The sequence below is a fragment of the Streptomyces sp. SID5910 genome (genome assembly GCF_009862125.1).
Classification (GTDB): Bacteria; Actinomycetota; Actinomycetes; order Streptomycetales; family Streptomycetaceae; genus Streptomyces.
In genome coordinates, this window is sequence record NZ_WWHX01000218.1 from 1 (window position 1) to 11217 (window position 11217).

At 72.1% G+C, this 11217-nt stretch carries 12 protein-coding genes and 1 pseudogene; 7 read left to right on the forward strand and 6 right to left on the reverse strand.

The genetic code is table 11. From position 1 onward, the window contains the following. From GTW67_RS07630 to GTW67_RS07650, 5 genes are all read left to right on the forward strand, one after another. The coding region (locus GTW67_RS07630; RefSeq protein WP_237518727.1) for a roadblock/LC7 domain-containing protein at window positions 1-435 on the forward strand (435 nt) is incomplete at its 5' end. Further along, window positions 432-785, forward strand: a complete 354-nt coding sequence (locus GTW67_RS07635) for a DUF742 domain-containing protein (protein ID WP_161164043.1) — start codon at window positions 432-434, stop codon at window positions 783-785. The genes GTW67_RS07630 and GTW67_RS07635, both read left to right, overlap by 4 nt. Continuing rightward, on the forward strand, window positions 763-1383 hold the full coding sequence (locus GTW67_RS07640; protein ID WP_161164044.1) for an ATP/GTP-binding protein: 621 nt from the start codon (window positions 763-765) through the stop codon (window positions 1381-1383). The genes GTW67_RS07635 and GTW67_RS07640 overlap by 23 nt, the downstream gene beginning before the upstream one ends. Further along, entirely contained in the window at window positions 1380-2594 is a 1215-nt protein-coding gene (locus GTW67_RS07645; protein ID WP_161164045.1) for a cytochrome P450, read from the forward strand. Before GTW67_RS07640 ends, GTW67_RS07645 begins: the two co-directional genes overlap by 4 nt. A gap of 10 nt (window positions 2595-2604) precedes the next feature. Next, window positions 2605-3828: a cytochrome P450 family protein gene (locus GTW67_RS07650; RefSeq protein WP_161164046.1), complete on the forward strand. Its 1224-nt coding sequence runs from the start codon at window positions 2605-2607 to the stop codon at window positions 3826-3828. Window positions 3829-3894: 66 nt separating this feature from the next. Here the strand turns inward: GTW67_RS07650 and GTW67_RS07655 are convergent, their stop codons facing one another. Next, complete coding sequence (locus GTW67_RS07655; RefSeq protein ID WP_161164047.1) at window positions 3895-4365, reverse strand: carboxymuconolactone decarboxylase family protein; 471 nt, start codon at window positions 4363-4365, stop codon at window positions 3895-3897. 252 nt (window positions 4366-4617) lie between these two features. On the opposite strand from GTW67_RS07655, the gene GTW67_RS07660 reads away from it, so the two are divergent. Then, window positions 4618-4920, forward strand: coding sequence for a hypothetical protein (locus GTW67_RS07660; protein ID WP_161164048.1), 303 nt, complete (start codon window positions 4618-4620; stop codon window positions 4918-4920). Between the two features lie 22 nt (window positions 4921-4942). Here GTW67_RS07660 and GTW67_RS07665 read toward each other — a convergent pair whose 3' ends face one another. From GTW67_RS07665 to GTW67_RS07675, 3 genes are all read right to left on the reverse strand, one after another. Continuing rightward, window positions 4943-5302, reverse strand: a complete 360-nt coding sequence (locus tag GTW67_RS07665) for a VOC family protein (protein WP_161164049.1) — start codon at window positions 5300-5302, stop codon at window positions 4943-4945. Window positions 5303-5352: 50 nt separating this feature from the next. Further along, window positions 5353-6879 (reverse strand): MFS transporter, encoded by a 1527-nt coding sequence (locus tag GTW67_RS07670; protein ID WP_161164050.1) that lies wholly within the window; start codon window positions 6877-6879, stop codon window positions 5353-5355. Window positions 6880-7008: 129 nt separating this feature from the next. After that, the gene (locus GTW67_RS07675) at window positions 7009-8388 is read right to left on the reverse strand and encodes a DUF445 domain-containing protein (protein WP_161164051.1); all 1380 of its coding nucleotides are present in this window, start codon (window positions 8386-8388) and stop codon (window positions 7009-7011) included. A gap of 199 nt (window positions 8389-8587) precedes the next feature. Here GTW67_RS07675 and GTW67_RS07680 point away from each other — a divergent pair, with 199 nt between their 5' ends. Next, window positions 8588-9952: an SGNH/GDSL hydrolase family protein gene (locus GTW67_RS07680; protein ID WP_161164052.1), complete on the forward strand. Its 1365-nt coding sequence runs from the start codon at window positions 8588-8590 to the stop codon at window positions 9950-9952. Between the two features lie 136 nt (window positions 9953-10088). Here GTW67_RS07680 and GTW67_RS07685 read toward each other — a convergent pair whose 3' ends face one another. Next, entirely contained in the window at window positions 10089-10778 is a 690-nt protein-coding gene (locus tag GTW67_RS07685; protein ID WP_161164053.1) for a DUF1707 SHOCT-like domain-containing protein, read from the reverse strand. 33 nt (window positions 10779-10811) lie between these two features. Beyond that, window positions 10812-11217, reverse strand: a pseudogene (locus tag GTW67_RS07690) (methionine ABC transporter ATP-binding protein); the annotation flags it as partial.

Here is an 11217-nt window from a genome sequence, read left to right on the forward strand (position 1 = left end):
AGGACACTGATCGTGCAAGACACACACACCAACAGCCTGGGCTGGCTGCTCGACCAGGAGCTCGGCACCGTCGAGGGCGTCCGCTACGCCGTACTGATGAGCAGCGACGGTCTGCTGAAGGCCCGGACGGAGACGATCGGCCAGGACGACGGGGAGAAGTTCGCCGCGCTGACGGCGGCGCTGCGGGCCGCGGGCAAGGCGTGGGACGACTTCACCGGCGGGCAGGGCATGCGGCAGCTGCTGATCGAGTCGGTGGGCTGCATCGGGCTGACGACGACCGCCGCGAAGAACACCATGCTGTCGGTGTGCACGACCGGCCCGGACGCCGATGTCGGGCTGATCTCCCACCACATGGTGCGGCTCGCCACCCGGGTGGGGCACGAGCTGGGCACCGCGGAACGCGTGCCGGCCGCGGAAGGCGGCTCGCCGGCATGACGGGGCCGCGGCGTGACCCCGACATGGTCAGGCCCTACGTCCGCACCGGCGGCCAGGTCCGGGCCCGGGACGACGTACGCCTGGAGAGCGTGCTCATCGCCGCGACCGGGCCCACGGAGTCGCTGGGCCCGGACGCCCGCCGGGTGATGCGCCTGTTCTCCGGCGCGGAGGGCGGCCTGGCCGTCGCGGACATCGCCGCCGCGCTGGAGCTGCCGCCCTCCACGGTGCGGATCCTCGTCTCCTCGCTGATGGACTCCGGCCACCTGGCCAGTCCGGTCGCCGCGAGCGACCACCAGCCCGAATCCGACCTGTTGCAGGAGGTACTGCGTGGACTGCGCTCCATGGTCTGACCCGCCCGTCACCTACGTCCCGGCCACGGTGACGCGGTCGGCCAAGATCGTGGTCGCGGGGGGTTTCGGCGTCGGCAAGACGACACTGATCGGCAGCGTCTCGGAGGTGAAGCCCCTGCGGATGGAGGAACCCATCACGCAGGAGAGCGCGGGCGTGGACGATCTGCGGGGCACCCCGCACAAGACGACGACCACGGTGGCGATGGACTTCGGCCGCATCCACATGGCCGGCGGCCGCCTCGCGCTGTATCTGTTCGGGCTGCCCGGCCAGGCCCGTTTCCAGCCGCTGTGGGAGGACCTCGCGGAGGGCGCGCTCGGCTGTCTCGTCCTGGCCGACACCCGCGACCTCGACGCCTCCCACGACGCGCTCGGACTGCTGGACAACGGCGGCATACCGTACGCCGTCGCCATCAACACCTTCCCCGGCGCTCCGGAGTACCCCGAGGCGGAGCTGCGCGAGGCCCTGGCGCTCGACCCGTTCACCCCGCTGACGACCTGCGACGCCCGTGACCGTACGTCGTCCCTGCACGCCCTGATCACGCTCACCGAGTACCTGTCCGAGCACCGCTCGGCCGCCCTCCTGGAGTCCCGCCGATGACGATGCCGTCCGCCGCGTCCGCGAGCCCGTCGGGGCGGATCGCCCTGTACACCGAGGAGTTCGCCGCCGATCCGCACGCCGCGTACCGGAGCATGCGCCGCACCCACGGCCCCCTCGTGCCGGTCGACCTGGCGCCCGGGGTCCCGGCGACGCTGGTGATCGGCTACTACCAGGCCCGCCGCATCCTCAACGACCCGCTGCACTTCCCCGCCGACCCCCGGGCGTGGGAGAAGCTGATCCCGGCGTCCTGCCCGGTGCGGCCGATGATGGAGTGGCGGCCCAACGCGCTGCGTTCCGGCGGCGCCGAGCACGCCCGCTACCGGGGCGCCAACACCGCCGCGATCGACGGGGTCGACCAGCACGGGCTGCGGGCCCTCGTCGAGAGGGTCGCCTCCGGTGCCATCGACGACTTCCGCAAGCAGGGCGAGGCGGACCTGCTCTCCCAGTACGCGTTCCCCATCGCCTTCCGGGTGCTGAGCGCGCTCCTCGGCTGCCCGGACGAGATCGGCGTGCGCATCGCCGACGGCATGGCGAAGATCTTCGACACCACCAACGCCGAGCAGGGCAACCAGATCCTCGGGCAGGCCGTCTTCGACCTGGTGAGCCTGCGCCGGCAGCAGCCCGGCGACGACATCACGTCCCGGCTGATCGGCCACTCCGCCGGGCTGACCGACGAGGAGATGGGCCATCAGCTCGTCACGCTCTACGGTGCCGGGATCGAGCCGCTGACCAACCTGATCAGCAACACCGTGCTGAAGATCCTCACCGACGAGGAGTTCTCCGCCGATCTGCACGCCGGTCTTTCCACGGTGCGCGACGCGCTCGACGCCGTCCTCTACACCGACCCGCCCATGGCGAACTACTGCATCTCGTACCCGCCGTACCCGATCGACGTGGACGGGGTCCTGCTGCCCGCCGACCAGCCGGTCGTGATCTCCATGTCGGCCGCCAACAACGACCCCGCCCTCACCGACGGCGTGCCCGAGGGCCGGCACGCGGGCAACCGCGCCCATCTGGCGTGGAGCATCGGCCCGCACACCTGCCCCGCCCGCTCGCACGCCTACCTCATCGCGGAGGCCGCGGTCACCCACCTCCTCGACGCGCTGCCGGAGACGGACCTCGCCGTGCCCGTCGCCGGGCTCGTGTGGCGGCCCGGCCCGTTCCACCGCGCCCTGGAATCCCTGCCCGTCACCTTCCCCGCCGCCCCCTAAGGAGCCCGCCATGGCCGACCAGCCGTCCGCTCTCGTCCTCGATCCCGCCGGTGCCGACCACCACGCCGAGCACCGTGCGCTGCGCGCCCGCGGTCCGGCCACCCGGGTGGACGTGCTCGGCGTGGAGGCCTGGTCGGTCTCCGACCCCGCCCTGCTGAAACAGCTGCTCACCAGCCCCGACGTCTCCAAGGACGCCCGGGCGCACTGGCCCGCGTTCGGGCAGGTGGTCGGCACGTGGCCGCTCGCCCTGTGGGTGGCGGTGGAGAACATGTTCACGGCGTACGGTCCCAACCACCGCAAGCTGCGCCGCCTGGTGGCGCCCGCCTTCAGCTCCCGCCGCATAGCCCACATGCGGCCGGCCGTCGAGGGCATGGTGGGCGGCCTGATCGACCGTCTCGCGGGCCTGCCCGAGGGCGAGCCGGTGGATCTGCGCCAGGAGCTGGCCTACCCGCTGCCCATCGCGGTGATCGGCCACCTCATGGGCGTGCCCGAGAGCCGCCGGGAGGGTTTCCGGGCTCTCGTGGACGGCGTCTTCGACACCACGCTGAGCCAGGACGAGGCGCAGGCCAACACCGTCCGGCTGTACGAGACGCTGGACCGGCTCATCGCCGACAAGCGCGCCACCCCGGGCGACGACATGACGTCGCTGCTGATCGCCGCGCGGGACGACGAGAGCGACGGCGCGGGCCTTTCCCACGACGAGCTGCGCGACACGCTGCTGCTGATGATCAGCGCCGGCTACGAGACGACCGTCAACGTCATCGACCAGGCCGCGCACACCCTGCTGACCCGGCCCGACCAGCTCGAACTGGTCCGCAAGGGCGCCGTCACCTGGGGCGACGTGGTCGAGGAGACGCTGCGGCACGAGCCGGCGGTCAAGCATCTGCCGCTCCGGTACGCCGTCACGGACATCCCCCTGCCCGACGGGCAGGTCATCGCCCGCGGTGAGGCGATCCTCGCGTCCTACGCCGCCGCCAACCGGCACCCCGGCTGGCACGAGGACGCCGACACGTTCGACGCGGCCCGCACGGTCAAGGACCACCTGGCGTTCGGGCACGGCGTCCACTTCTGCCTGGGCGCGCCGCTGGCCCGGATGGAGGTCACTTTGGCGCTTCAAAGCCTCTTCGACCGCTTCCCCGACATCCGCCTCGCCGAACCGTCGGACGGCCTCGGGACCGTGCCGTCCCTGATCAGCAACGGCCACCAGCGGCTGCCGGTCCTGCTGCACGGCTGAAACGGCGGGACGGCCCGCCCCGGTGTCCGTCGGGGCGGGCCGTCCGGCCTCTCGCGGCGAGGTCCGTCAGCCGAACATGCCCGGCTCGTAGTCGCCGGCCGGCTGCCGGGTGATGACGTTCAGCCGGTTGTACGTGTTGATGACGGCGATCAGTCCGACCAGCGCGGCGAGCTGGTCCTCGTCGAAGTGCTCCGCCGCGTTCGCCCAGGCCTCGTCGGTGATGCCGGTGCCGTCGGCGATGCGGGTGCCCTGCTCGGTCAGTTCCAGGGCGGCGCGCTCGGCGTCGGTGAAGACCGTGGCCTCCCGCCAGGCCGCGACCAGGTTGAGGCGCAGCGAGGTCTCACCCGCCTTCGCGGCGTCCTTGGTGTGCATGTCGAGGCAGAAGCCGCAGCCGTTGATCTGGCTGGCGCGGATCTTCACCAGCTCCTGGGTGGCGGCCGGCAGCCCGGAGTCCGTGACGACCTTGCCCGCCGAGTTGATGTGCCGCAGGAGCTTGCCGGCGATCGGGTTGCCGAAGAGGTTGAGGCGAGCGTCCATGGTGGGTTCCTCCGTCGTGGTCAGCGGCCGTTGCCGTATCGGGTTACGCAGCTACGACGGACCGCGGAGTGACGATGTGACAGGCCGGCCGCGGAAAGCGTGTGTGACCTGCGCCACACCTCGTCCGGTGCCGTTCGCCGCCCGCCCCGGCGCGGGTGCCGTGCCCGGCGGGGATTAGCCTCGGGCCACAGGACCGGTCCACGAGCCCGGTCCACCAGACGGTGCGAAGCCGGAGAGACGCAGGAGGCAGGCATGGCGAAGGTTCCCAGCGCGGTGGTCGCGGCGAGCGGACTCGTCGGCGGGTACGGCGTGGCCCGCTGGACGAAGAAGCGGCCGCTCGGCGGGGCCGTGCTGGCCGTCGCCGGGGCCGCCGCCGCGCAGCAGTGGCGTGAGCGGGCCGGCGGGAAGGCCGCCGGGGCGCTGACGGCCGCGTACGTCGCCGGGTTCGCCGGGTCCCACCCGCTGGCGAAGAAGGTCGGGGCCTGGCCCGCCGTGTTCGGTGTCGCCGGCGCCGTCGCCCTGGCCTCCTGGGCGGTCGCCGACCGGCGGGCCTGACCCCGTCGGTCCAGGTCGTGTCCTAGGACTGGTGCGTCAGCACGTTCACCACGCGCCCGCCCGGATCCCGGACGAAGAAGCGCCGTACGCCCCATTCCTCGTCGCGCAGGTCCCGTACGATCTCCGCGCCCGAGGCGACGACCTCGGCGTACACCGCGTCGACGTCCTCGACCTCCACGCTGAAGTCGGGGACGACCGGGGCGGTGCGTTCCTCGGTGAGCAGGCTGATCTGGGCGGTCGGGTTGGAGGGCGAGGCCAGGGTGCTCACCCAGCCCATGTCCATGACCTCCTCGAAGCCCAGCAGGCCGTAGAAGTCTCGGTTCGTGGCCAGGTGTTCCCCGGACTCGGCGTGGAGGTTGGGGACGATCCTGCGGATGGTCATCTGTTGCTCCTGGGGCGGCTCGCCCGGTCGGGATGCGTTCCGCGACGACCCTATGCCGTCGCGGTGCCCGCCCCCGGCGTTTTCCCCGAGCCCGCACCGGAACCCGCCCCCGCGGCCGACAGCGGCTCCGCGATGTCCTCCAGGGAGCGGCGTTCCGCCTTCACCGCGAGGAACGCCGCCACCAGACCGGCCGCGCACATCAGCCCGGCGCCGATCTGGAAGGCGAGCACCGTGTCGCCGACGACGCCGGACTCCGTGAGGTCGGCGAAGAGCAGCGGGCCGCTGATACCGCCGGCGGCGGTGCCGAGGGCGTAGAAGAAGGCGATGGCCATCGCGCGGGTCTCCATCGGGAAGATCTCGGAGACGGTCAGATAGGCGCTGGAGGCGCCCGCGGAGGCGAAGAACAGCACCACGCACCAGCACGCCGTCATCGTGTTCGCCGTCAGCGAGCCGCGGTCGAAGAGCCACGCCGTGACGAACAGCAGGATGCCCGACAGCAGATACGTGCCCGAGATCATGATCCGCCGGCCGACCGTGTCGAACAGCTTGCCGAGCAGCAGCGGGCCGAGGAAGTTGCCGGCGGCGATGACGGCGAAGTAGTAGCCGGTGTGGCCGGTCGGCACGTCGAAGAAGGTGATGAGGATGGTGCCGAAGCCGAAGGTGATGGCGTTGTAGAGGAACGCCTGGCCGATGAAGAGCGACAGGCCGAGGACCGCGCGGCGCGGGTACTTGCCGAAGACGGTCTTGGCGATCAGGCCGAAGCCGATGCTCTTGCGCTGGTGGATGGTGATCTCACCGGCCGGCCGCGGCAGCCGCTCGCCCTTCTCCTGCTCGATCTCCCGTTCGACGGAGGAGACGAGTTTCTCGGCCTGGTCGCCGTAGCCGTGGATGAACTGCCAGCGTGGGCTCTCCGGGACGTGCCGGCGCACCAGCAGGATGACCAGGCCGAGGACCACACCGAGGGCGAAGCTGAGCCGCCAGCCGAGGTCCTTCGGGAAGATGTCGGTGTCCAGCATGACGATGGACAGCAGGGAACCGCCGATCGCGCCCAGCCAGTAGCTGCCGTTGATGATGAGGTCGACCCGGCCCCGGTAGTGGGACGGGATCAGCTCGTCGATCGCCGAGTTGATGGCCGCGTACTCGCCGCCGATGCCGAAGCCGGTGAGGAACCGGAACAGGAAGAACCACCAGGACTCGAACGACACCGCGGTCAGCGCGGTCGCCACCAGGTACACGACCAGCGTCACCATGAACAGCTTCCTGCGGCCGTGGCGGTCGGTCAGCCAGCCGAAGAACAGGGCGCCCGAGCAGGCACCCGCCACGTACAGCGCGGCGGCCAGGCCGGTGATCTGGGCGGAGCTGATGTCCAGCCCGCTGCCGTCCTCGGCGATCCGGCCGGCCACGTTGCCGACGATCGTGACCTCCAGGCCGTCCAGGATCCAGACGGTGCCGAGGCCGATGACGATCATCCAGTGCCACCGGGACCAGGGCAGCCGGTCGAGGCGGGCCGGGACCGCGGTGGTGACGGTTCCCGTGGAGGCGGGTACGGAGTCCGGCGACGACGATTCCGCTGACATGGCTCCCTCTCCGTTGAGGACCGTGGACGACGCCGCCCGGCCCCTAAGGTGCCCTGCGGCGCCGTCGGACCGAGCGGTCGCAACCCGTGTGCCCGCGACCGGGGCGGGCAAGCGCGGCCGATCGAGGGGCTACGCCCCCAGGATGCGGGAGACGGTGTAGATCAGCAGCCCGGCCAGGGAGCCGACCACCGTGCCGTTGATCCGGATGAACTGGAGGTCCCGGCCGATGTTCGCCTCGATCTTCTTCGTGGTGTGCTCGGCGTCCCAGCCCGCCACCGTGTCGGTGATCAGAGACGTGATCTCCCGCCGGTAGGTGGTCACCACGTACACCGCGGCGCCCTCGACCCACGTGTCGACCTTGCCCTGCACCTTCGGGTCGGAGGCCATGCGCGCCCCCAGCGACAGCAGCGAGGCCCGCACCCGCAGCCGCAGCTCGCTGCGCTCGTCCTCCGCCGCCGAGACGATCATGGAGCGTACGGCGGTCCAGGCGGACGCGATCAGGTCCTGGACCTCGCCGCGGCCCAGCACCTCCGTCTTCAGCCGCTCCACGCGCGCCCGGGTCTCCGTGTCGGACTGGAGGTCGGAGGCGAAGTCGGTGAGGAAGCGGTCGAGGGCGCCGCGCGCGGGGTGGGCGGGCATGTCGCGCATCTCGGTGACGAAGCGCAGCAGCTCCTTGTAGACGCGCTCGCCGACCTTCTTGTCCACGAACCGGGGCGTCCATCCGGGCGCCCCGCCCTGCACGGCGTCCATCACGGAGTCGCCGTGCAGCACCAGCCAGTCGTGGGCGCGGGAGACGATCAGGTCGACGGCCCTGCGGTGCCCGCCGTCGGCGACGACGCGGTCCAGCATCTTGCCGATGCCCGGGGCGATCTCCTGCGCGTCGGCCCGCCGGGTGATGGCCTCGCCGACCACCGCCTGCACGTCGGAGTCCCGCAGCACGGTGAGGGCGCCGCGCAGGGCCGCGGACAGCTCGGCCGTCACCCGGTCGGCGTGCTCGGGCACCGCCAGCCAGGCACCGAGCCGGCTGCCGATGCCGACGGCGCGCAGCCGCTGCCGTACGACGTCCTCGGAGAGGAAGTTCTCGCCGACGAACTCGCCCAGCGAGACGCCGAGCTGGTCCTTCTTCTTCGGGATGATCGCCGTGTGCGGGATGGGCAGCCCGAGGGGGTGGCGGAAGAGGGCGGTGACCGCGAACCAGTCGGCGAGCGCGCCGACCATGCCGGCCTCGGCGGCGGCCGACACATAGCCCGCCCAGGCGCCCGCGCCCCGGTGGGAGGCCCACTCGGCCAGGACGTACACCAGGGCCACGAACAGCAGCAGGCCGGTGGCGGTGAGCTTCATCCGGCGCACGCCGCGCCGCTTCTCCTCGTCGGCCGGGCTGAACGCCGTCATCGCCCGGTTGCGGACGGCACCGGTCCCGGTCACGGAGGACGACGGGTTTTCACCCGCCTCGCCGCCCTGCCCGATACCCATCGAACCCTCCGGACGTTCTGCCTTCGTGCGTGCCATCCGCTCCACCGTTCGACGATCCGTCCCGCACCCATTGTCCCTTCCTGACCGACTCCTGGAACGGAACACAAGTTCCCGGCGTCTGACGGGAAAGGGGAAAGCCAGGGGGGCCGAGCGGCCTTCCCCGGGTCCATGCCGCATCATGGGCTCATCGGACCGGAGCCTCGGAGCTCCCCTCGCCCGAGGAGAACAACACAGCATGACCCAGGGTCATGACGGAGGTGCGGGGGCGCCTCCCCGCAAGCAGCGTGCCCTCCTGGCCGCGATCGTCGCGCTGATAGTGGCGATCTCCGCCGCCATATACGCCACGGTGGCATCCGACGACGGCACCAGGGACCGCACGCCGGCCGCCGGCGGCAGGCCCCCGCTCAACGACGCCGCGCCCGCCTCCACGGGCGCCTGGGTCGGCGCCTGGGCCACCTCACCGGTCGGCCCGGAACCGGGTACGGCGGTCCAGGGCATGGCCGGCCGCTCGGTACGCAACGTCGTGCACGCGGGCGTCGGCGGCAACAGCGCCCGGATCACGCTGTCCAACCTGTACGGCCGCTCGCCGCTGACCGTCACCCACGCGTCGATCGCCCTGGCCGCCGACGACGGCACCGCCGCCGCGGCCGCCGGCAGCATGCGCCGGCTCACCTTCGGCGGCAGCCCCCGGGTGGTCGTCCCGGCGGGCGGGCAGGTGATGAGCGACGTCGCCCGCATCGCCGTGCCCTACGGCAGCGACGTCCTGATCACCACGTACTCCCCCGTGGCGTCGGGCCCGGTCACCTACCACCCGCACGCCCGGCAGACCAGCTACGTCGCCGAGGGCGACCGCGCCGAGGACGTCACCGCCGACGCGTACACGGGCAGGACCTCGTACTGGCGGTACGTGACGGCGCTGGACGTGCTGAGCCACGAGGCCGTGGGCACGGTCGTCGCGCTCGGCGACTCGATCACCGACGGCTACCGCTCGGCCATGGACGCCAACCACCGCTGGACCGACGTCCTCACCGAGCGGCTGCGCATGGCGGCCGGCTCCGGGCGGAACGTGCCCCGGTACAGCGTCGTCAACGAGGGCATCAGCAGCAACCGGCTGCTCACCAGCGGCCCCGGCACGCCGCCGGCCAACCCCAGCACGCTGGCCCGGTTCCCCCGGGACGTGCTGGGCCGCACCAACGCCAAGGTGGTCGTCGTCTCCATCGGCGTCAACGACATCCTGCACAGCCCGGAGCTCGCCGACCGCGACAAGATCCTCGCGGGCCTGCGCACCCTGGTCGACATGGCCCACGCCCACGGGCTGAAGGTCGTCGGCGCGACGGTGACGCCGTTCGGCGGGCACAGCGGCTACACCGACGCCCGCGAGATCATGCGGCAGGAGATCAACGAGGAGATCCGCGAGGGCCGGGTCTTCGACGCGGTCGCCGACTTCGACGCGGCCCTGCGCGACCCCTACAACCCCCGCCGCCTGCACCCGGACTACGACAGCGGCGACCACCTGCACCCCAGCGACCGCGGCTACGCCCACATGGCAACGTCCCTGAACCTGCCCGACCTGAAGACAACCACCCCGGCAACGCTGTAGCCACCTGGCCGTAGCTGCGGGCAGCAGTGCCGCTGGGGCGGCACGGGTGGGCGCAGCGGCACCCCGCAACGCCGGGCCGCGAAAACCCCACCCGGCCCCCACCGACGGACGGCCACACCCACACGCCGGCCCGCAGTCAGTCCTCGCGCCCCCGCAACTCCCGCCGAGAGGCCTTCCGCTCCTCCTTCAGCCGCATCCGCTCCGCCCGCGTAACCTTCCGCTCCACCCCGACCCCGCCCCAGAACGCAAAGCCCGTGACCACCACCCGCGGCGCCCCCACCTCCCCGGGAACACCCTCCTCCCGGTGATCGAACCCACCCATGATCCCGATCCCCCGCACGACCACCTCGACCCCCGGCGGCACGATCACATTCATGCCCCCCATGATCGCCACGCAGTTGATCACGACCTCGCCGTCCGCGAAGTTCGCCTCCCGCAGATCCAGCTCACCACCGCCCCAGAACGCGAAGCAGTTGAACCGCTTAGGCACCGTCCAGCGCCCCTTGCGCTCGAACCCGGACATCACGGCGACCGCCCACGTCGACGACCCCTCGCCGCCGGTGATCCGCCCCGCCCAGTCCCCGCTCTCCGCGGGCTCCTTGGTCATCGACACCCGCCGCACCGGCGCCGCGCCGCCCGCCCCCACCGGCAGGTCGCGGGTGATCGGCGCCAGCTCCCCGTACGTCCGCGCACGGTAGGTGGCGTCCAGCCGCTCCTCGAACTCGCCCATGTCCAGGCGGCCTTCGGCGAGGGCGTCCCGCAGGACCTCGGCGACTCGTTCACGGTCGGCGTCGGATGCACGGAGTTCCGGGGCGTCGTCGGTCATGGACAGCAGCCTACGAGTTCGCCCCGCCGGGCACTACGCGCTCGCCCGTTCCGCATAGATCTTCGCGATCACCGCTTCGATGTCCGGCTCCCGCACCGAGAGGTCCACCAGCGGGTACCGGGCCGCGACGTCCGCCACCAGCCCCGCGGCCGACGCCGACGCGGGGAACGCCAGCCACTGCCGCGGCCCCTCCACGCGCACCACCCGCGCGGGCGCCGGCGCCTCGATCGGCGGCAACTCCCGTTCCAGGTCGACCACCAGGGTCCGTTCGCTCTCCCCCGCCTCGTGCAGCCCGGCCAGCGGGCCGTCGTACATCAGCCGCCCGTGGTCGATGACCATCACCCGGGAGCACAGCTGCTCGATGTCCTGGAGGTCGTGCGTGGTCAGCAGCACCGTCGTGCCGCGCTCCGCGTTCAAGTCCCGCAGGAACCCCCGCACA